Origin of the sequence: Glutamicibacter soli, assembly GCF_052322135.1 — a bacterium.
Taxonomy (GTDB): Bacteria; Actinomycetota; Actinomycetes; order Actinomycetales; family Micrococcaceae; genus Glutamicibacter; species Glutamicibacter soli.
The window spans coordinates 1,069,057-1,089,347 of the sequence record NZ_CM125969.1 but is presented as its reverse complement, the minus strand read 5'-3'; the positions used below and the strand labels follow the sequence as shown (position 1 = coordinate 1,089,347).

The window sequence follows — 20,291 nt, the reverse complement described above, 5'->3', positions numbered from 1 at the left end:
GATCTAGCTGACGGAGACCACTGGAGAACCCGCGGCAGGATTCTCGTCATCGCCCAAGTCCATTTCCTCGGCCAAGCGGTTGGCTTCTGCAATCAGGGTTTCCACGATCTGGTCCTCGGGCACGGTCTTGATGACCTCGCCCTTGACGAAGATCTGGCCCTTGCCGTTGCCGGAGGCTACGCCAAGGTCTGCATCGCGGGCTTCGCCCGGACCATTGACGACGCAGCCCATCACGGCCACGCGCAGCGGAACAGTCATGCCTTCAAGCCCGGCGGTCACTTCGTCGGCCAGGGTGTAGACATCGACCTGGGCGCGGCCGCACGACGGGCAGGAAACGATTTCCAGCTTGCGCGGGCGCAGGTTCAGGGATTCGAGGATCTGGTTGCCGACCTTGACTTCCTCGACCGGCGGGGCCGAGAGCGAGACGCGGATGGTGTCGCCGATGCCCTTGGACAGCAGCGCACCGAAAGCCGTCGCGGACTTGATGGTGCCCTGGAAGGCTGGTCCGGCCTCGGTGACGCCCAGGTGCAGCGGCCAGTCGCCGCTTTCTGCCAGCAGTTCGTAGGCGCGGACCATGACCACCGGGTCGTTGTGCTTGACCGAGATCTTGAAGTCGTGAAATCCATGCTCCTCGAACAGCGAGGCTTCCCAGATGGCGGATTCGACCAGTGCCTCCGGGGTTGCCTTGCCGTACTTGGCCAGCAGGCGGCGATCCAGCGAGCCGGCGTTGACGCCGATGCGGATCGAGGTGCCGTGGTCCTTGGCGGCCTGGGCGATCTCCTTGACCTGGTCGTCGAACTGTCGGATGTTGCCCGGGTTCACGCGCACGGCGCCGCACCCGGCCTCGATGGCCGCGTAGACGTACTTCGGCTGGAAGTGGATGTCGGCGATCACCGGGATCTGCGACTTCATCGCAATGATCTTCAGCGCTTCGGCGTCCTTGTCCGTCGGGCAGGCGACACGCACGATATCGCAGCCCGAAGCGGTCAGCTCTGCAATCTGCTGCAAGGTGGCGTTGATGTCGTGGGTCTTGGTGGTGGTCATCGACTGAACCGAAATCGGCGAGTCAGACCCCACGCCAACCGACCCGACTTGAATCTGGCGGGTCTTACGACGTGGAGCGAGAACCGGCGGTGGGGCTGCCGGCATGCCTAGGCTGACCGAAGTCAATGGATGCCTCCGAATGGATTGTGGGTAATACTCTCTACCCAAGTATGTCACCGACTCGTTCAAAGCGGTGGTCTATGCGAGAAAGGCCACGGAAGAACCGTGGCCTTTCTACTTGTTTGCCGCGCGGGAATCCGCTGCGGCGGGGCAGAAACCTAGTTGGCTTCGGCGACGGCCTTGATGCTGTTCAGCACGCCGGCGACCTGCTCGACGACCTCGGCGTCGTCCTTCGGGTTCAGCTCGGCGAAGCGGACCACCGAGTTCGGGATGGCCATCTTGACGTCTTCCAGGACCTTGGCGCCGGCAATGCCCAGGGCCTTGCGGGCTTCGTCCTGCGCCCACACGCCGCCGTACTGCCCAAAGGCGGTGCCCACGACCGCTGATGGCATGTCCTTGACGGCGCCGGCGCCGAACGGACGGGACAGCCAGTCGATGGCGTTCTTCAGGACGGCCGGCATGGTGCCGTTGTACTCGGGGGTGACCAGCATCAGCGCGTCGGCTGCGGTGGCTGCATCGCGCAGTGCCTGCGCCGCGGCGGGGACGCTGCCTGCCACGTCCTTGTCCTCGTTGTAGAAGGGGATGTTCTCCAGTCCTGCGAACAGTTCGACCTCGACGCCTTCCGGGGCGTTGACGACGGTGGCTTCGGCCAACTGCTGATTGGTCGAGCCGCTGCGCAGGGAACCTACGAGAGTGAGGACTTTGGTTGCCATGGGCAATACTCCTAAAGAAAGGGGAAAGTTAGAAAGCTGACGCTTCATCTACATTCAACCCGCAGGCAACCCGGATCCATTCCCCGATTTCCGGTGATCTGGCTCACTGGCGGAGGATGCCGCATCTAGTCCATGGGCGGGCGGCGGCGCAGCTGCTTGGTCGCTGAGCGATTCGACTTGGTCTCCAGCCGGCGGCGCTGGGAACCCCTGGTGGGTTTGGTGGCCCGGCGCTGCGGCGGGTCGGGCCGCAACGCGGCGGCCACCAGCTCGGCCAGCTTCTGCTGGGCATTCTGCCGGTTGCGCCACTGCGAACGTTCCTGGGCCGAGGCGACCACGAGCATCCCGCCGGTCAGCCGGGAGGACAGCTTGTCCAGCAGCCGCTGCCGCTGCCAGGGCGAGAGCGCCCTGGACCCGGCGATGGACCACGACAGTTCCACCCGGCTGTCCGAGGTATTCACGTGCTGGCCGCCGGGCCCGGAAGAGCGGCTGAAGTGCCAGGACAGCTCGGCGGCCGGGATCACCAGCGAACGGGAAATGTGCAGGTCCATCTCCCCAGTCTCCCACGGGCAAACGCAGGCCGGCGCCCGCTGCGCAAGCTGCGCAGTGCAGGCGCCGGGCGGGCGTGGAATGGCGGCTTCTAGGAAGCGAAGTCCTTGAGCAGGCCGGTCACCGGGTTCCACTCGGTGATGATGCGCTGCGCCAGGGCACCGGTGGTGCTGAACGGGTCCTGCTCCAGCACCTCGACGAGCGCTGCCTCAGACTGCGCGGCCAGGATCAGCAAGGCGCCGTCGTTGACCGGCGTCGGGCCTGAAGCCAGCAGCTGCACCGGTCCGTCGCCCACAAAACCTCCGAGGAACTCCCGGTGGGCCGGGCGGTGCTCGTTGCGCAGCTGCGCGGAGTTCTCGGCGTATACGTATTCAACAGCAAAAACAGTCATGGGTTCAGCTTAAATCCTTGCGCCTAGAACAACTGAATCGGCTTGAAGATGTCCGCGTATATTAAGAGGCCGCCCATCGCCAGCATGGCCACGACCACCACATAGGTCAGCGGCAGCATCTTGATGGTGTCCACCGGCTTGACGTTCTTGATGTTGAAGATTCGGGCGACGGTGCGCTTCAGTCCGTCGTAGAGCGCGCCGACCACGTGGCCGCCGTCCAGCGGCAGCAGCGGGATCAGGTTGAATGCGAACAGCGCGAGGTTCAGCCCGCCGGCCAGCGAGAGCAGCGTGGCGAACTTGTCCCCCACGGAGATCGAGTCTTCCGCGCTGATTTCCCCGGCAATCCGCCCGACCCCCACGATGGACACCGGGCCGTTCGGGTCCCGCTCCTCGCTGCCGAAGGCCGCCCGAGCGACATCGCCCATGCGCTGCGGCAGGTGCAGGATCACGTTGCCGATGTTGGCCAGCTGGGTGCCCACCACGCCGGGCACCTCGCGCAGCGGCTGGGGCAGGTTCTCCACGGTGGAGCTCATGCCCACGAAGCCGACCTTGGCCATTTCGTATTCGCCGTCCGCGCCCTTCACCGGGTAGCCGTTGGCGTCGGTGACGGGGCGGTCGGTCAGGTAGGGGGTCATCGTGGTGCTGCGGCTGGTGCCGTCGCGGGTGTACTCCAGGGACACCGGCTGGCCCGGGTTCTCGCGGATGACGTCGGTGAGCTTGTTCCACTCCCCCTGCGCCACGGCGATGCCGTTCACCGAGGTGATGGTGTCGCCGGGCAGCAGCCCCGCCTCGTAGGCGGGAGCGGCCGGGTCCGAGGCCGAGCATTCGGTCTGGTCGGCGTTCTCCGCGGTGGCGATGCACTTGTAGACCTCGGAAACCGTGGTCGTGGTGGTGGCGATGCCGAAGCTGGTGAGCACGATGCCGATCAGCACGAAGCCGATCACCAGGTTCATGAACGGTCCGCCGAGCATGATGATGATCCGCTTGTAGGTGGGCAGCTGGTAGAACATCCGGCCTTCGTCTTCGGGCTTGACGTTCTCGTTGGCCTGCGAGCGCGCGTCATCGACCATCTGGCCGAACACGCGTTGGAACAGGTTCGGCTTCTTCCGCGGCGCCCCCGCCTCGCCTTCGGCGGCCGGGCGCGGCGGGTACATGCCGACCATGGAGATGTAGCCACCCAGCGGCAGCATCTTGATGCCATACTGGGTTTCCCCGCGCTTGAAGGAGAACAGGGTCTTGCCGAAGCCGATCATGTACTGCGGCACACGCAGCCCGAACAGCTTGGCCGGCACCAGGTGCCCGACCTCGTGCAACGCAATGGAGACCCCGATGGCCAGCACCATGAAGACCACTCCGAGGATGAACAGCACGGTGCTCATGCGCCGGCCCCCAGGATCTTCGATGCGCGGGCGCGAGCCCACTTGTCGGTCTCGAGCACCACTTCCACGCTGGGCTCCGCGTTGACCGGGGTGTAGTCATCCAGCGCGCGCTCGATGGTCTCCACGATGTCGGTGAAGCGGATCTTCCCGTCGTGGAATGCATCCACCGCGACCTCGTTCGCGGCGTTGTACACGGCCATGTGGGTTCCGGAGGCCGCGGCGGCCTGCTTGGCGAGCTTCACCGCGGTGAACACCGACTCGTCCAGCGGGTCGAAGGTCCAGCTGGAGGCGGTGGAGAAGTCGCAGGCCGTGGCGGCGCCGGCCACGCGGTGCGGCCAGTTGATGCCCAGCGCGATGGGAAGGCGCATATCCGGGGGCGAGGCCTGGGCGATGACCGACCCGTCGATGAACTCGACCATGGAGTGGATGATCGACTGGCGGTGCACCACCGGCTCGATCCGGTCCAGCGGCACGTCGAAGAGCAGGTGCGCTTCGATGACTTCCAGTGCCTTGTTGACCATGGTGGCTGAGTTGGTGGTCACCACGCGGCCCATGTCCCAGGTCGGGTGGGCCATGGCCTGCTGCGGGGTGACATCGCGAAGCTGGTCGTAGCTGTAGCCGAAGAACGGCCCGCCGGAAGCGGTGACGATGAGCTTGGCCACCTCGTCAGGGGTGCCCGAGCGCAGCGCCTGGGCCAGGGCCGAGTGCTCGGAGTCGACCGGGGCGATCTGCCCCGGTGCGGCGAACTGCTTGACCATCTGGCCTCCGATGATCAATGATTCCTTGTTGGCCAGCGCCAGCAGGTGCCCTGCCTTCAGCGCGGCGATGGTCGGCTCCAGGCCGATGGCGCCGGTGATGCCGTTGAGCACCACGTCGGCGTCCGCGAACCCGGCGACCTCGGTGGCGGCCTGCGGGCCGGCGAACAGCTCGGGCGCGTAGCCGTGCACCGATGCCTCCTGCGCGGCCGCGGCGATCGCGTCGGCGAGCTCCTGCGTGGAATCCACGGCGCTGCCCACCACGGCAGGGCGGAACTTCACCGCCTGGCGCGCCAGCAGCTCCAGGTTGTAGCCGCCGCTGAGCGCGGCGACGCTGAACTGCTCCGGCGCGTTGTCGATGACATCCAGCCCCTGGGTGCCGATGGACCCGGTGGAACCGATCAACGTGACGCGGCGCGGCCGCCCTGGTTCGGGAGAAAAATCTTTGGTGCTCACCCATCCATTATGGTTCTTCTAACTGTGAGGTCCCAAAGAGCGCCGCCTCCGCGCCGGCGCTCACAGCCCCAGGCTGCGGGCAATCAGCAGCTGCTGCACCTGGGTGGTTCCCTCCCCGATTTCAAGGATCTTGGAGTCCCGGTAGTGCCTGGCCACCAGGGATTCGTTCATGAAACCGTAGCCGCCGAAAATCTGGGTGGCGTCCCGGGCGTTGTCCATGGCCGCCTCGCTGCCCACCAGCTTGGCGTGCGCGGCCTCCACCTTGAAGTCCTTGCCCGCCAGCATCTTCGCCGCCGCCGCGTAGTAGGCCAGGCGCGCCAGATGCACGCGGGTGGCCATGCGGGCCAGCATGAACGAGATTCCCTGGTTCTTGCCGATCGGGATGCCGAAGGTCGTGCGGGTCTTGGCATAGGCCACCGCCTCGTCCAGGCATCCCTGGGCTGCGCCCGTGGCCAGGGCGGCGATGGCGATGCGCCCTTCGTCGAGGATCTCCAGGAAGTAGGAATAGCCGCGCCCCTGCTCGCCGAGCAGGTTCTCATGCGGCACCCGGGCGCCGTCGAAGTGCAGCGCATGGGTGTCGCTGGCCCTCCAGCCGACCTTGTCATAGGCGGGAGCGACGGTGAACCCGTGGGTGCCCGAGGGGACGATAATAGCCGAGATCTGCTTCTCTCCGGTGGATTCGTCCATGCCGGTCACCGCGGTGACCGTGACCAGGGAGGTGATATCCGTACCGGAGTTCGTGATGAATTCCTTGCCCCCGTCGATCACCCATTCGCCGCCCTCGAGCCGGGCGCGGGTCAGCGCTGCCGAGGCATCGGATCCCGCCCCGGGCTCGGTCAGCCCGAAGCCGGCCAGCTTTTCCCCGGCCGCCAGTTCCGGAAGCCAGGTCAGCTTCTGCTCCTGGCTGCCGAAGCGGTACAGCGGCATGGCGCCCAGCGACACCCCGGCTTCCAGGGTGATGGCCACCGACTGGTCCACCTTGCCCAGTTCCTCCAGCGCGAGGGCCAGGTGGAAGTAGTCGCCGCCCGAGCCGCCGTATTCCTCGGAAATCGGAAGCCCGAACAAGCCCAGTTCACCCATCTGCTTCACGATGTCATAGGGGAAGGTCTTGTTGGCGTCGTTGGCCGCGCTCTGCGGGGCCACGACCTGTTGGGCGAAGTCGCGAACGAGGTTTACCAGGTCCTGGTATTGCTCATCGAGTTCCAGATCAAGCATGAGGCTCTCTCTCCATCGGGGTTCCCCATCCAGCTGCGCGGTGTGCCGGCACTGGATGACGGGTCGTGTCGCCCTGAGGCCAGCATTACTTGGCCGCTCACACCCAAGGCGCGTATGGTTAATATTCGTTAACTGATCGCCGATATTTTTTAGTATCAGCCACATTTTTGACACTAGTGGCAGGCATCACAGTTGTCCATAGTCGGGGTCGGCATTCGCAAGGAGATGATGCCTGTGGCAAGGTACCAGCCGCTGCATGAGCCAACGGACCGCGAGCGCGCCAAGGCCGAACGCCGAGAGGCGCTGCTGCGCGAGGCAACCCGCCTGTTCGCCCAGCACGGCTACGCCGGGGTGTCGCTGGAAGACCTGGGCGCCGCGTGCGGCATCTCGGGCCCGGCGGTCTACCGCCACTTCGCCGGCAAGCAGGCGGTGCTCATCGCCCTGCTGGTGGACATGTCCAAGGACATCCACGACGGCGGGCAGGCCGCGGCCGAGGCCGGCGGCGAGCCGATCGAGGTGCTCTCCCGGCTGGTGGATTTCCACACCGATTTTTCGCTCTCGCGCCCCGACATCCTGCAGGTGCAGGACCGGGACCTGAAATCGCTGCCCAAGGCCGAGCTGGCGCTGGTGCGCAAGCTGCAGAACTCCTATATCGCGCTGTGGACCGCGCAGCTGGCCAAGCTGCATCCCAGGGACTCGGCGCAGTCGCACCGCTTCCGCGCGCACGCGGTGTTCGGCCTGCTGAACTCGACCGCGCATTCGGCGCACAATCCGCGCACCAAAAAGTCGGGATTAAAGCCGCTGCTGTCCAATATGGCGCTTGCGGCGCTGACTTCACCGGTAACCTAGTTCTAAGCCCTTGCTCTTTGAAGCCTGCCAACCGGCACGCTTCCCACCCGATCGAAAGGCCTTTGCCGTGCAGCTACGTGAGGTCCGCGCTTCCGACTTGGACGCATTCTTCGCTCACCAGCAGGAACCAGAAGCGAATCTGATGGCCGCTTACCAGGCGCGCAACCCTGCTGATCGTTCGGTGTTCGACCACCACTGGAACCAGATCCTGAACGATCCCACGGTGCTGGTGCGCACCATCGAGCACGAAGGCGAAGTCGCCGGCTCGATCCTGGTCTTCGACGGCGAAGCCCCCGAGATCAACTTCTGGACCTCCACCAAGTTCTGGGGCAAGGGCATCACCACCAGCGCGGTGGATGCGTTCCTGGCCGAGTTCACCAAGCGACCGTTGATGGCCCACGTGGTGCAGGACAACCTCGGCTCCATCAAGGTCCTTGAGCGCCGCGGCTTCAAGACCGTGGGCACCGAGCAGATCTTCTCCAACGCCCGCGCAGAAGTCGTCACCGAGAACGTCATGCAGCTGGACTAGCGGCGCCAAGCATTGATGCACTGAGCCGGTTCCCTTTGCGGGAACCGGCTCAGTGCGTTGCCGGGGCGAATCGCCGCGCCCCGGCCGGCGCTACCTGGTGGCGTTCAGCGTCCGCCAGGCCTCGCGGCGGACCGCCTGCTCATGAGGATCCGGCACCGGAGCGGCCGCCAGCAGGCGACGGGTGTAGTCGTGCTGCGGGGCGTGCAGCACGGTCTTGACCTTGCCCTGCTCCACCGCACGGCCTGACTGCATGACCACCACGTAGTCGGCGAGCATGTCCACCACTGCCAGGTCGTGGCTGACGAACAGGCAGGCGAAGTTGAAGTCCCGCTGCAGGTCCTGGAGCATTTCCAGCACCACCGCCTGCACCGAGACATCCAGCGCGCTGGTGGGCTCGTCGGCAATCAGCAGTTCCGGGTTCATCGTCAGCGCGCGGGCGATGCACACACGCTGGCGCTGGCCGCCGGAGAGCTCGTGCGGATAGCGGTTGACCACGCTGCGCGGCAGCTTCACCGCGTCCAGCAGCTCCATGGCGCGCTGGATGCGGCTGGCCTTGGTGCCCTCCTTGTGCACCACCATCGGCTCCGTGATGCATTCGCCGATCGGGAACCTCGGGTTCAGCGAGGCGGCGGGATCCTGAAAGATCACGCCGATCGACTTGCGCACCTTGCGCGCTTCGCGCGGCGACAGCTTGGGCAGGTTGTGCCCCTGCACCGAGAGCGTGCCTTCGGCGACCGGAAGCAGGCCGATCACCGCCTTGGCTACGGTCGATTTGCCGGATCCGGACTCGCCCACGATGCCCAGCACCTCGCCCTTGGCCACGTCGAAGCTCACGCCCTGAACGGCCCTGAACTTGGTGCCGCGCATGTCGTATTCCAGCACCAGGTCCTTGGCTTCAAGCACCAGCTCGCGGCCCGCGGAGGCGGTCTGCTCGGCGTGGGCGGCGTTCGCGTCGATCACCACCGGCGAAAGCTTCGGCACCGCCGACAGCAGGCGCTGGGTGTACTCGTGCTGCGGATGCAGCATCACCTGCTCCACGGTGCCGGTCTCCACCAGATTGCCCTGGAACATCACGGCCACCTGGTCCGCCATGTCCGCCACTACACCCATGTTGTGGGTGATCAGCAGGATGCCGGTATTCAGCCGGTCCTTGAGCTCACGCAAGAGGTCGAGGATCTCGGCCTGCACCGTCACGTCCAGCGCGGTGGTCGGCTCGTCGGCGATGATGACCTTCGGGTCGCAGGAGATCGCCATGGCAATCACGATGCGCTGGCGCTGGCCGCCGGAGAACTGGTGCGGGTACTGCTTGATGCGCTTGGCCGGGTCGGGAATGCCGACCAGGGTCAGCAGCTCCACGGCGCGGGCGGTGGCTTCCTTGCCGTAGGCGATGCCGTGCAGTTCCAGCGCCTCGGTCAGCTGGCGCTCGATGGTCAGCACCGGATTCAGCGCGGTCATCGGTTCCTGGAAGACCATGGCGATGTCGGTGGCGCGCATCTTGCGCATCTTCCCGGCTTCCAGGCCCACCACGTTCACGTTGCCCACCTTGGCCACGCCCGAGACGTTAGCGTTCTCAGGCAGAAGGCCCATGGCGGCGGTGGAGGTCACCGACTTGCCGGAGCCGGACTCGCCGACCAGCGCGACCACTTCGCCGGGCTTCACTGCCAGCGACAGCCCCTTGACCGCGTGCACGTCGGGGCCCGCGGTCTCGAACGTCACCTGCAGGTTGTTGAAGCTCAGCGCGTAGCCCCCGGCAGAGTCATTGGTTGGTGCGGCGTGGCTCATGGCTTCTCCTTGCGGGTTGGCATGGCAAACAGGCCCGCGCGGCGGCGGCGCTTGCCACTGTGGCGTGGGTCGAAGGCATCTCGCAGGCCGTCGCCCAGGAAGTTCACCGACAGGGCGATGGCCACGATGGTCATGCCCGGCCACCAGAACAGCCACGGTCGGGTGGTGAACGCGTTCTGGTACTGGCTGATCAGCAGGCCCAGCGAGGATTCCGGAGGCTGGACCCCGAAGCCCAGGAAGGACAGCGAGGATTCCAGCAGGATCGCCCCGGCGATCAGGAAGGTCGAGTTCACCACGATCACGCCGATGGTGTTGGGCAGCAGGTGCTTGAAAATCACCCGCGAGGTCTTGGAGCCCATGGCCTGGGCCGCGGAGACGAATTCGCGTTCACGCAGCGACAGGATGTCGCCGCGCACCAGGCGCGCCATGCCGGTCCAGGACACCAGTCCCAGCATGAGCGCCAGCAGGATGATCGAGCTGGATCCGCGCCCGGCGATCTGGCCCAAGACCGCGGCCAGCACCAGCAGCGGGATGACGATGAACAGGTCGGTGATGCGCATCAGCGCCTCGTCGATCCAGCCGCGGAAATATCCGGCCAGCGCGCCGACGACTGCGCCGATCGCGGTGGCCACCAGCCCGACGACCACGCCGATGATGATGGACTTCTGCGTCCCGTTCATGACCAGGGCGAAGTAGTCCTTGCCGATGGAGTCCTGGCCGAAGGGGTGCTCGCCGATCTGGATGCCCGAGCCGCCGAGCCAGGTGGGCAGCAGCGACAAGGTGGGCTTGCCGCCGTTGACCACGGCGCCGGCGTCGAGGTAGCTCTGTTTCCACCAGCCGGGAATCGGCCCGTAGCCGATCGAGGTGAATGCCAGCAAAGTGATCAGCACGAGGACGATCGCGGAAATCATGGCCGGCTTGTGGCGCAGGAAGCGTTCCAGGACGATCCGCGACTGACTCTTGGAAGTTTCGGTCGAGACAGCGAGTTTGGCGTCTTCGACCTCTGCAATGGATGTCAGGTTCCCTGGCATCTTGTCGTTTGTGTTACTCATCGAATGTCCTTAGTTTCCTAGACCCGGATCCGCGGATCGAGAATCGCGTACACAATGTCTGCCAGGAGGTTGAACAGCACCGCTGCGGTGCCGGTGACCAGGAAGAATGCCATGACCGGTGCGGGGTCCACCGCATGCAGCCCGGTATTGAACAGGTCTCCCATGCCCTTCCAGCCGAACACCGTCTCGGTTACCACAGCGCCGCCGATCAGGCCGGCGAAGTCGAAGGCCGCGATGGTGGCGATCGGGATCAGCGCGTTGCGGAATGCATGGCGGAAGATCACGGTGCGTTCGCTCAAGCCTTTGGAGCGTGCGGTGCGGATGTAGTCCTGCTGCTGCACTTCCAGCATCGATGAGCGGGTGTAGCGCGAGTAGCTTGCCAGCGAGATGATGGCCAGCACGATGGTTGGCAGCAGCAGCTGGGTGGCGTTGTCCAGGAAATGGTCCCAGAAGCCGCCTTCAAGGTTCGCGGTGGAGGAACCGATGGTTGCGATGGGGCGTCCCTTGAGGTCCAGGAAGCCAGGCCACGCGCGGAAGATGTGGTCCAGCACGGTCAGGCCGGCGCCGACCAGGCCGACGGTCACCGAAACGCCCATGGCGGCCTTGGACAGGCGGCCCCCCATGAGCTTGCCGATCAGGCCCGGAATGACCACGGCCAGGATGGCACCGCCCAGCAGCAGCCATCCGTTCGGTTCCGCCAGGAGCCAGAAGGTCGCGTAGTACATGCCCAGCACTAGCACCGCGGTGATCAAGGCCGGGTACAGCACGCGCTTTTCCTTGAGCCCGACGCTCATGGCGGTGGCGGACAGCGCCAGCAGCACGGTCAGCACGATGATGACTGCCGGTCCCATCTGCGGGAAACGGTAGAAGTTCAGCCACACGCTGTACTGCAGCAGCAGCGGCACGAAGATGGCAGTGGCCAGGAAGGTGATGCCGCGGCGCTTGAGCGAACCGGCCAGCAGCATCTGCAGGACCAGACCTGCGACCACGCCGATCAGGATGCTGGTGCCCAGTGAGATCTGGGGGTTCTCCAGCCAGTTGTTGTAGCCGATGGCCATGTATTCCTTGAGCAGCACCGCGGCCCAGAACACCGGCAGGGAGAAGAACAGGAAGGTCAGGAAGGTGACGAGGTAGTCGAGACCCGAGTACTGGCGCACGGCGGTCAGCACGCCGATGGCGATGCCCAGGATGGCTGCGATGACTGTTGCCAGCAGCACCAGTCGCAGGGTTGATGATGCGGCGTTGGCCAGCAGGTCCGTGACCTCGATGCCGTTGATATTGCGGCCCAGGTCGCAGGCGCCCACGAAGCACTTGGAAACACCGGTCAGCCAGGTCAGGTACCGCAGGTACCAGGGCTGTTCCAGGTTCATGTATTCGGTGCGCTGCTGCATCAGGTACTCGCGGTTTTCCGCGTTGCTTTCACGCAGATCGCCGAGCGGGTCGCCGGAATTAATGACCAGGATATAGAGCAACAGCGATGCGGCTAACAGCACGCCGGCGGCCGACCCCAGTCTCTTCAGGATGAATTTCAACACGGTACTAACGTCCTCTTTCTTCTCGCCTTGTGGCGCTCCCGCCTCCGCGATGTTGGAGCCGGACACGACGCGGGGCCCGATGATGATCGGGCCCCGCGGGCGCTCACAGCTGGTGTATGCGTTTGTTCAGGCCGAAGGCCTACTCAGCACGCATCCACTGCTCGGCGTTCCAGACGATGCCGTTCTGGGTTGCCGTGTGGCGGACATTCTGGATGTCTGCGCCCGAGGCGCTCAGACCCGGGTGGGCGAACATCGGGATGCCGAACAGGTCATCCCACAGCAGCTTCTCGATCTTCTTGGTCTGCTCCGCGTGGACTGCCGGGTCCAGCGAGGTGGCCAGGGTCTCCCACGCGGCGTCGACCTCAGCATTCGAGTACTTGCCGTAGTTCTGCGGCTTGCCTGTCGCGTAGATGTTCTGGCCGGATGTGATCTGGCCCGAACCGGCCCACGCGAACAGTGCTACCTCGTAGTCGCCGCGCTCCTGGGTTCCGCCCGGTGCGAAGAACTTCGGGTCGCCTGCATCCACGATCTCGAAGCCCGCCTTGTCGCACGAGGACTTGATCTGCGCGACCTCGTTGGTGCGGCGTTCGTTCGGCGCCGAGTAGCCGATGCGCACCTTGGTGCCGACTGCGTCCTGTTCCTCGAGGATCTTCTTGGCACCCTCGATGTCGACCTGGTCGTAGCGTCCGTCATAGGCTGCTGCCACGGTGTCCGCGTAGTTCTCCTGGAACGGGAAGACTTCGCGCAGGTTCATGACCTGAGCCTCAGGGTTCAGCGGCTTGATCAGGTTGTCGACGATTTCCTGGCGCGGAACGCACATGGCGAAGGCCTTGCGCAGCTCCAGATTGGTCATCGTGTTGCCCTTGACGAAGTTGAAGTCCAGGTGCTCCCAGGTCAGGGTGTCACCCTGCTGGATGTTGACGGCGCTGCCCAGCCCCTTGAGCTGTTCCAGGGTATCGACGGTCGGCTGTGGGCCAATGACGTCGAGGTCCTTGTTCTGCAGTGCCTGGACCATGCCGGAATCGGCAAGGAAGCGGAAGTTCAGTTCCTTGGTTGCCGCCGGGGTGCCGTAGTAGTTCTCATTGGCGGTCAGGGTGACTGACTCGCCGGCCTTCCACGAGCTGAGCTTGTATGGGCCAGAAACCGGAATGTCTGCTTCGTCAGGAAGGGTGCCCGGCTTGGTGGTCCAGCCTTCGTTCCAGAACTTTGCGGCCTTCTCAAGCTTCTTGGAGTCGCCATCGCGAACAGCAGCGACGAACTCTTCGGTGCTCAGGCCGCCCTTCTTGGCCACGACGTGGGCCGGGTGCAGCATCCAGGTCTGGATCTGCCAGTCCGGATCCGGGGCCTTGAACTCAACGGTGAACTCCTTGCCCGCAGGATCGCCCTGAGGGCCCTTCGGGACGGTATCGCCGAGGTCGGTGGAGACCGAGTTGAACAGCGGCTTGTCCTTTGATCCCGAATTCAGGTTCAGGTTCTGAGTAGCCCACGCGAGTACCGCGTCGGCGGTGGTGATGTCGGTGCCATCGGACCACTTGGCGTTGTCTGCGATGGTGTACTTGATGGTCAGCGGGTCGTCGCTGATCTTCTCGAAGCTTCCCAGGTCCTCATTCGGGTAGATCTTCCCGTCGGTACCGAAGTAGACGAAGCTCGCGAACATCCGGTCGGTAATGCCGGAGTTGTAGGTGGAGTAGGTCTGCGGCGTGTTGCCGTTGTAGCTGATGAATTCAGGGGCGCCGATGGAAACCTTGATGGCTCCATCCTTGGTCGCGATGTCGCCCAGGTCCGCCAGACCGGTAGTGGTCGCCTCTGCGCCGGCGTTGCCCCCGCCTGCGGATTCGCTGGCCGATGGGCTGGTTTCGCTTCCGCCTGGGGCACATGCAGACAGCGCCAGTGCCATCGCTGCGCCTACGACGACTGCCTTCGAAACGCGTTGGAACCGCATTTCGCCTCCTTGAGATCTTCGATTGATACGAGTTCTGAAACTTCCGAATCAGTGTGGATCAAGTCACACCCGATCCAATGAGCAATAGACTAACGGGAATTTCCGGTCTTGGATATAGAAAGACTCGCTTCAGATAGTCACGGGAAGGCCACGAAAAGTTAATGCAGGATTTCGCATGTTACCGGCGAGTTAATGCGAGTTGCCTCACATCCGCAAGATTTCAAGGGTTTCTTTCAGATTGGGAAAAATCAACCAGATGCACAGCTGAGTCCAAGTCTTGCCTCGGAGTCGTTTATAACAGTTTGGTAACGCCGGAAGATTCCCGTAATAATCTCAAGCAAATCTTGAATATCGATGTCCTCGCACGTCATCAAGGCAGGCAGGCATGTCATCAAAACTGAAAAGAACGCCGCAACCGGTATCGGTTGCGGCGTTCTTTTCGGCGTGCTCAGCGTCGGCTAGATCAGGGTTGCCCCCGGGATGGCTGCCAGCAGATTACGGGTGTAATCGCTCTTCGGCGCGTCGAAAATATCGTCGACAGAACCCTGCTCGACGATCTTTCCGCGTTCCATCACGCAGACGTTGTCCGCGATCTGGCGCACGACTGCAAGGTCGTGGGTGATGAACAGGTAGGTCAGCCCCATGTCGCGCTGCAGCTCATCAAGGAGCTCCAGCACCTGGGCCTGGACCAGGACGTCCAGCGCGGAAACCGCCTCGTCGCAGACGATCATTTCCGGCTGCAGGGCCAGTGCACGCGCAATCGCGATGCGCTGGCGCTGGCCGCCGGAGAGCTCGTTCGGGAAGCGGTGCATGGTTGCCGCAGGCATGGAGACCTGGTCAAGCAGCTCCTTGACCTTCTTCTGGCGCGAGGCCGAGTTTCCGATGCCGTGGATGCGCAGCGGCTCCTCGATCGTGCGGTAGATCGAGTACATCGGATCCAGGGAGCCGTACGGATCCTGGAAGATCGGCTGGACGCGGCGGCGGTACTTGAACAGCTGCTTCTCGCTCAGGTTGCCGATCTGCTGGCCGTCGAAGGTGATCTCGCCGCTGGTCGAATCCAGCAGGTTCAGCACCATCTGCGCAATGGTCGACTTGCCGGAGCCCGATTCGCCCACAACTGCAGTCGTGGTGCCCTTCGGAATCTCGAAGGAGACGTTGTCCACCGCGGTGAACTTTTCCTTCTTGCCGAAACCCTTGCGGATGTCGAAGACCTTGGTCAGGTTGCTGACGGACAGCAGCGGCTCGCCCTTGGCCGGGGAGGTCTCCTCGACTATGGCCTCATGCTTGTCGCCGCGTGCAGCGGAGAGCGATGGAGCCGAGTTGATCAGGCGCTGGGTGTACGGGTGCTTCGGGTTGCGCAGGATCTCCAGCGCTGGCCCGTACTCGACCACGCGGCCCTTGTACATCACGACGACCTTCTCCGCACGCTCTGCGGCCAGGCCCAGGTCGTGGGTGATCAGCAGCACGGCGGTGCCCAGCTCGCTGGTCATGGTATCCAAGTGATCCAGGATCTGCTGCTGCACCGTCACGTCCAGCGCACTGGTCGGCTCGTCGGCAATCAGCAGGCGAGGACGGCAGGCGAGGCCGATGGCAATCAGCGCGCGCTGGCGCATCCCGCCGGAGAACTCGTGCGGGTACTGGTTGGCGCGGGCCTCCGGGTTGGGCAGGCCTGCGTCGGCCAGCACCTGGGCCACACGCTTCTTGGGATTGTCCCCCGCCAAGCCGTTGGCCTTCAGGGTTTCCTTGACCTGGAATCCGATCTTCCATACCGGGTTGAGGTTCGACATCGGGTCCTGCGGAACCATGCCGATGTGGTTGCCGCGCAGCTCAACGAATCGCTTTTCGCTGGCGTTGGCAATATCTTCGCCGTCGAACAGGATCTGTCCTGCGGACACACGGCCGTTGCCGGCCAGCAGGCCGATGGCGGCCAGTGCCGACGTCGACTTGCCGGATCCGGACTCGCCCACGATGGCCACGGTTTCGCCGGGCATCACGGTGAAGTTGGCGTCGCGCACCGCGTGCACCGGTCCGTCAGGAGTGGAGAAAGTGATCGCCAGATCCTTGACTTCAAGCAGCGGCTTGGGAGTTGCGTTCTCGCTCACGGGCTAGGCTCCCTTCCGGGCCTTGGGATCCAGTGCGTCGCGCACTGCATCGCCGAGCATGATGAAGCTCAAGACAGTTACTGAAAGGAACAGTGCTGGCCACATCAGCATCATCGGATTGCTGCGAAGCTGGGTCTGGGCGGTGGCAATGTCGTTGCCCCAGCTCATGATATCCGGCGGCAAGCCAACGCCCAGGAAGGACAGGGTTGCCTCGGCAACGATGTATACACCGAGATTCACGGTCGCAACCACGATGATCGGGGCGATCGAGTTCGGCAGCACGTGCTTGACCAACGACTTGAACTTGGACAGGCCCAGCGAGCGCGAAGCCTTGACGAAGTCCGCATTGCGCGCCTCGATGACGGCACCGCGGGTGATGCGGGCCAGCTGCGGCCAGCCGAAGATGGCCAACGTGATGATCACCGTCCAGACGCTCTTGTTGTCTCGGAAGGCGGGCAGCTGCATGACGATGATTGCACCGAGGATCAGCGGCAGGGCGAAGAAAATGTCGCCCAAGCGAGCCAGGATGGTGTCGATCCAGCCTCCGTAGAAGCCTGCCAGCGCACCGATGGTGCCGCCAACGATGATTACGATCAAGGTCGTGAAGATGCCGACTAGGAGGGAAGCACGCGTGCCGTAGATGACGCGGGAGTAGATGTCGCAACCTTGGAGGTTGAAGCCCATGATGTGGCCTTCACGCCCCGGCTCGTTCGAATTTTCCAGCGCGCAATACGTGGGGTCTTGCGACGTGAACCACTGAGGGAACGCGGCAACGATGATGACAGCGAGAATCAGGATTGCGGAAATGATGAACAAAGGCTGCTTGCGCAGCGAGCGCCAGGCCTCGGCCCACATGGACAGCGGCTTGCCCGTCTCTTTGACGGAGTCGACTGCCTGCAGAGGTGTCTCGTCCAACGGAGCCACATAGTGCTCGATCTTGTACTTGGAGACCTTGCCACCTCGGCGGTTGACGGGCAGGCCGGCCTCGGAATTGAAGTTCTGGTTCTCAGGCATAACGGATCCTAGGGTCAAGCAGGGCGTACAGCATATCCACGATCAAGTTGGCGATCACGAACACGATCACCAGGACACCGACCACGGCGACAACGGTGGGCGTCTCGCCCTTGAGGATCGCTCGGTACAAAAGGTTTCCTACACCGGGGACGTTGAAGATACCCTCGGTCACGATGGCGCCGCCCATGAGCGATCCGAGGTCGGCACCAAGGAAGGTCACCACGGGAATCAGCGAGTTGCGCAGGACGTGGACACGCACCACACGGTTGCGGCTCAATCCCTTGGCCGTAGCGGTACGCACATAGTCCGCGCTCTTGTTCTCGATCACGGAGGTACGGGTCAAGCGGATCACGTAGGCCAGCGAAACCAAGCCCAGAACCATGGCGGGGAGAATCAGCTCGCTCCACGTGCCGGCACCGGAGACAGTGGGTTTGGCCCATTCAAGCTTCACACCGATCACGAACTGCAGCACGAAGCCGAGCACGAAGGTCGGAACCGCGATGACGATCAGCGAAGCAACCAGAATGGTCGAATCAAAGAACTTGCCCTTGCGCATACCGGCGATCACGCCGAAGATGATGCCGAAAACGCCTTCGATCAACAATGCCAGGATCGCCAAACGGGCGGTCACTGGGAAAGCCCGTCCAAGCAGGTCGGCCACAGGCTGGCCAGAGAAGGACATGCCGAGATCGAAGGTCACCAGATTCTTCAGGTAGAGCCCGTACTGGATCCAGAATGGCTGGTCAAGATTGTATTGTGCGCGAAGCGCTGCTTCGGTCGCAGGCGTCATCGGCTTGCCACCGGATAGTGCCGCGATCGGGTCACCCGGGGTCGCAAAAACCAGGAAGTACACCAGCAACGTGGCTCCGATGAATACCGGAATCAGCTGCGCAATGCGCTTGAGGGTAAAACTTAACATGCTTGCATCTCACCTCGAGACACCAGAGGGCGCTTGGCCATTATTTTCCTCTTTCCGTCGGAGATTATCCGACGTTACTTTTTTGCGAGGCAGGACAGACACGCCAAAGGGAGACCCTAGTTGTTGCGGGTCTCCCTTGACGTTGTTCCCAGCTATTCGAGCCTTTGATCAGGCTAAACGCTGAACGTAATTACTTGCCGGCGATCTCGTTGTACAGCGGGACACCGTTCCAGCCGAATTCGACGTTGGAGACGTTTTCGCTCCAGCCGCCCTGAACAGCCTGGTACCACAGCGGGATGGCGGGAAGGTCCTTCATCAGGATTTCCTGGGCCTGGTTGAAGATCTCGGCACCTGCAGCAGGATCGGTCGCTGCCAAGCCTTCCTTCAGCTTGGCGTCGAACTCCTTGTTCGAGTAGTCGCCATCGTTGGAGCCTGCGCCGGTGCCGTAGAGGGCGCCGAGGAAGTTGTACAGCGATGGGTAGTCGGCCTGCCAGCCGGTACGGAAGCCGCCGGTCATCTTGCGCTCGGTGACCTGCTCACGCAGTTCCTTGAAGGAGCTGTATGGTTTGGCTACGGCGTTGATGCCCAGGTTGTTCTTCAGCTGGTTGACAACAGCCTCGACGTATTCCTTATTGCCGGCGCCGTCAACGTTGTAGCCGATGGACAGTTCTGCATCTGCATCCCACTTCGAAATGGCATCTGCGTCGGCCCAGGCCTTCTTGGCGGCCTCGGCGTTGAAAGTCAGCACTTCACTGCCTGGAATGCTGTCGGAGTAGCCGTCGATTACCGGTGCGGTGAAGTCCTTGGCGATGACCTTGCCGCCCTGGTACACCTTGTCGATGACCAGCTGGCGGTCGATAGCCTGCGAGATAGCGGCACGGCGCAGGTTGCCCTCTTCGCCCTGCTTGAAGTGATCCAGGTAGCCCGGGATGGTGATGGTCGCGTTGCCTGCGTATGGCGAGTTGACCGAACGGTCACCCAAGTCACTCTGGTACGACGCCAGCTGGCTTGGCGGAACCTGATCCAGGACATCCAAGTTGCCGGAAATGAGATCCTGGTATGCCGAGTCAGTCGATTGGTATACCTTGAAGTCGATTCCGCCGTTCTGGGCCTTGCGTGGACCGTCGTACTTCTCGTTGACTTCCAGCTTCAGGTTGACGTCGTGGTTCCACTCGGCCAGCGTGTATGGACCGTTGCCGACCGGCTTTTCGCCGAAGGCCTTGGGATCCTCGAACGCTGCTTCAGGAAGCGGGAAGAAGGCGGTGTAGCCAAGTCGCAGCGGGAAGTCGGACTCAGGCTGCGAGAGCTCTACGGTGAAGGTGGTGTCATCCACGACCTTCAGGCCCTCCATGGTGTCCTTCTTGGCGTTCTCTGCGCTAACTTCCTTGTAGCCCTTGATGGACTCGAAGAAGTAGGAGTTCAGCTGGGCGTTCTTTGCAGCGGCGCCGAAGTTCCAGGCGTCCACGAACGAAGCAGCGGTCACTGGCGAGCCATCGGAGAAAGTCTGGCCGGACTTGATCTTGATGGTGTAGTTCTGTGAGTCGGTGGTTTCGATCGACTCGGCCAGCTCATTCTGGGTCTTGCCATCGGCGGTGTAGCTCACCAGGCCGGTGAAGATCAGATCCATGACGCGGCCGCCACCAACTTCGTTGGTGTTGGCCGGCAGCAGGCCGTTCTGCGGTTCGGTGGTGTTTGCCGAAACGACGTATGAAGTGTCGCCTGCCTGGGCGTCGCCGCTACCCTCAGGGGTTTCAGACGAGCCGCCGCCACATGCCGACAGGGTCAATGCCAGGGCCGCGGACAGAGCTACGGCCTTCGATGCGTGCGAGATTCGCATCCTTCTTCTCCTCAACAGTTCGTTGCTGCTTCCGCAATTCGCGGAGCCGTGCGGTATAGCGTGAGCTATAGCACTTAGTGAATGAGATTACATCAAAGATTGCGAAACAAC

At 63.3% G+C, this 20,291-nt stretch carries 17 protein-coding genes; 2 read left to right on the top strand and 15 right to left on the bottom strand.

The genetic code is table 11. From position 1 onward, the window contains the following. Window positions 1-3: 3 nt before the first annotated feature. From ispG to ACTX90_RS05175, 7 genes are all read right to left on the bottom strand, one after another. Window positions 4-1,170, bottom strand: coding sequence for a flavodoxin-dependent (E)-4-hydroxy-3-methylbut-2-enyl-diphosphate synthase (gene ispG, locus ACTX90_RS05205; protein ID WP_047121062.1), 1,167 nt, complete (start codon window positions 1,168-1,170; stop codon window positions 4-6). A gap of 152 nt (window positions 1,171-1,322) precedes the next feature. Beyond that, window positions 1,323-1,877 (bottom strand): NAD(P)H-dependent oxidoreductase, encoded by a 555-nt coding sequence (locus ACTX90_RS05200; protein WP_443443378.1) that lies wholly within the window; start codon window positions 1,875-1,877, stop codon window positions 1,323-1,325. 125 nt (window positions 1,878-2,002) lie between these two features. Continuing rightward, window positions 2,003-2,425, bottom strand: coding sequence for an alternative ribosome rescue aminoacyl-tRNA hydrolase ArfB (gene arfB, locus ACTX90_RS05195; RefSeq protein WP_047121060.1), 423 nt, complete (start codon window positions 2,423-2,425; stop codon window positions 2,003-2,005). An 89-nt stretch (window positions 2,426-2,514) separates the two neighbouring features. After that, a complete protein-coding gene (locus tag ACTX90_RS05190; protein ID WP_047121059.1) occupies window positions 2,515-2,814 on the bottom strand; it encodes a YciI family protein in 300 nt (99 codons plus the stop codon). Between the two features lie 23 nt (window positions 2,815-2,837). Continuing rightward, window positions 2,838-4,193 carry a M50 family metallopeptidase gene (locus ACTX90_RS05185; protein WP_060617057.1) on the bottom strand — a complete coding sequence of 452 codons (1,356 nt, stop codon included), beginning with the start codon at window positions 4,191-4,193 and terminating at the stop codon, window positions 2,838-2,840. Next, window positions 4,190-5,404 carry a 1-deoxy-D-xylulose-5-phosphate reductoisomerase gene (dxr, locus tag ACTX90_RS05180; protein ID WP_443443377.1) on the bottom strand — a complete coding sequence of 405 codons (1,215 nt, stop codon included), beginning with the start codon at window positions 5,402-5,404 and terminating at the stop codon, window positions 4,190-4,192. The genes ACTX90_RS05185 and dxr overlap by 4 nt, the downstream gene beginning before the upstream one ends. Window positions 5,405-5,464: 60 nt before the next feature. After that, window positions 5,465-6,619 (bottom strand): acyl-CoA dehydrogenase family protein, encoded by a 1,155-nt coding sequence (locus ACTX90_RS05175; RefSeq protein ID WP_443443376.1) that lies wholly within the window; start codon window positions 6,617-6,619, stop codon window positions 5,465-5,467. A 228-nt stretch (window positions 6,620-6,847) separates the two neighbouring features. On the opposite strand from ACTX90_RS05175, the gene ACTX90_RS05170 reads away from it, so the two are divergent. Then, window positions 6,848-7,468 carry a TetR/AcrR family transcriptional regulator gene (locus ACTX90_RS05170; RefSeq protein ID WP_047121055.1) on the top strand — a complete coding sequence of 207 codons (621 nt, stop codon included), beginning with the start codon at window positions 6,848-6,850 and terminating at the stop codon, window positions 7,466-7,468. A gap of 67 nt (window positions 7,469-7,535) precedes the next feature. Then, window positions 7,536-7,997, top strand: a complete 462-nt coding sequence (locus ACTX90_RS05165) for a GNAT family N-acetyltransferase (RefSeq protein ID WP_047121054.1) — start codon at window positions 7,536-7,538, stop codon at window positions 7,995-7,997. 90 nt (window positions 7,998-8,087) lie between these two features. Here the strand turns inward: ACTX90_RS05165 and ACTX90_RS05160 are convergent, their stop codons facing one another. From ACTX90_RS05160 to ACTX90_RS05125, 8 genes are all read right to left on the bottom strand, one after another. After that, on the bottom strand, window positions 8,088-9,779 hold the full coding sequence (locus tag ACTX90_RS05160; protein WP_047121053.1) for an ABC transporter ATP-binding protein: 1,692 nt from the start codon (window positions 9,777-9,779) through the stop codon (window positions 8,088-8,090). Beyond that, a complete protein-coding gene (locus tag ACTX90_RS05155; protein WP_047121052.1) occupies window positions 9,776-10,831 on the bottom strand; it encodes an ABC transporter permease in 1,056 nt (351 codons plus the stop codon). Before ACTX90_RS05155 ends, ACTX90_RS05160 begins: the two co-directional genes overlap by 4 nt. 17 nt (window positions 10,832-10,848) lie before the next feature. Next, entirely contained in the window at window positions 10,849-12,366 is a 1,518-nt protein-coding gene (locus ACTX90_RS05150; RefSeq protein ID WP_047121051.1) for an ABC transporter permease, read from the bottom strand. Between the two features lie 139 nt (window positions 12,367-12,505). Next, entirely contained in the window at window positions 12,506-14,308 is a 1,803-nt protein-coding gene (locus tag ACTX90_RS05145) for an ABC transporter family substrate-binding protein (protein WP_113606678.1), read from the bottom strand. Between the two features lie 458 nt (window positions 14,309-14,766). Next, window positions 14,767-16,410 carry an ABC transporter ATP-binding protein gene (locus tag ACTX90_RS05140; protein WP_443443374.1) on the bottom strand — a complete coding sequence of 548 codons (1,644 nt, stop codon included), beginning with the start codon at window positions 16,408-16,410 and terminating at the stop codon, window positions 14,767-14,769. A 3-nt stretch (window positions 16,411-16,413) separates the two neighbouring features. Then, window positions 16,414-17,424, bottom strand: coding sequence for an ABC transporter permease (locus ACTX90_RS05135; protein ID WP_443443373.1), 1,011 nt, complete (start codon window positions 17,422-17,424; stop codon window positions 16,414-16,416). After that, window positions 17,417-18,343, bottom strand: coding sequence for an ABC transporter permease (locus tag ACTX90_RS05130; protein WP_047121048.1), 927 nt, complete (start codon window positions 18,341-18,343; stop codon window positions 17,417-17,419). The genes ACTX90_RS05135 and ACTX90_RS05130 overlap by 8 nt, the downstream gene beginning before the upstream one ends. A gap of 190 nt (window positions 18,344-18,533) precedes the next feature. Then, window positions 18,534-20,180 (bottom strand): peptide ABC transporter substrate-binding protein, encoded by a 1,647-nt coding sequence (locus ACTX90_RS05125; protein ID WP_443443371.1) that lies wholly within the window; start codon window positions 20,178-20,180, stop codon window positions 18,534-18,536. Window positions 20,181-20,291: the final 111 nt, after the last annotated feature.

Bases quoted from the DNA above. Each gene is read 5' to 3' on its own strand.
- ACTX90_RS05200 (WP_443443378.1), bottom strand. From the start codon at position 1,877: ATGGCAACCAAAGTCCTCACTCTCGTAGGTTCCCTGCGCAGCGGCTCG.
- arfB (WP_047121060.1), bottom strand. From the start codon at position 2,425: ATGGACCTGCACATTTCCCGTTCGCTGGTGATCCCGGCCGCCGAGCTG.
- ACTX90_RS05190 (WP_047121059.1), bottom strand. From the start codon at position 2,814: ATGACTGTTTTTGCTGTTGAATACGTATACGCCGAGAACTCCGCGCAG.
- ACTX90_RS05185 (WP_060617057.1), bottom strand. From the start codon at position 4,193: ATGAGCACCGTGCTGTTCATCCTCGGAGTGGTCTTCATGGTGCTGGCC.
- ACTX90_RS05175 (WP_443443376.1), bottom strand. From the start codon at position 6,619: ATGCTTGATCTGGAACTCGATGAGCAATACCAGGACCTGGTAAACCTC.
- ACTX90_RS05170 (WP_047121055.1), top strand. From the start codon at position 6,848: ATGCCTGTGGCAAGGTACCAGCCGCTGCATGAGCCAACGGACCGCGAG.
- ACTX90_RS05160 (WP_047121053.1), bottom strand. From the start codon at position 9,779: ATGAGCCACGCCGCACCAACCAATGACTCTGCCGGGGGCTACGCGCTG.
- ACTX90_RS05155 (WP_047121052.1), bottom strand. From the start codon at position 10,831: ATGAGTAACACAAACGACAAGATGCCAGGGAACCTGACATCCATTGCA.
- ACTX90_RS05145 (WP_113606678.1), bottom strand. From the start codon at position 14,308: ATGCGGTTCCAACGCGTTTCGAAGGCAGTCGTCGTAGGCGCAGCGATG.
- ACTX90_RS05135 (WP_443443373.1), bottom strand. From the start codon at position 17,424: ATGCCTGAGAACCAGAACTTCAATTCCGAGGCCGGCCTGCCCGTCAAC.
- ACTX90_RS05130 (WP_047121048.1), bottom strand. From the start codon at position 18,343: ATGTTAAGTTTTACCCTCAAGCGCATTGCGCAGCTGATTCCGGTATTC.
- ACTX90_RS05125 (WP_443443371.1), bottom strand. From the start codon at position 20,180: ATGCGAATCTCGCACGCATCGAAGGCCGTAGCTCTGTCCGCGGCCCTG.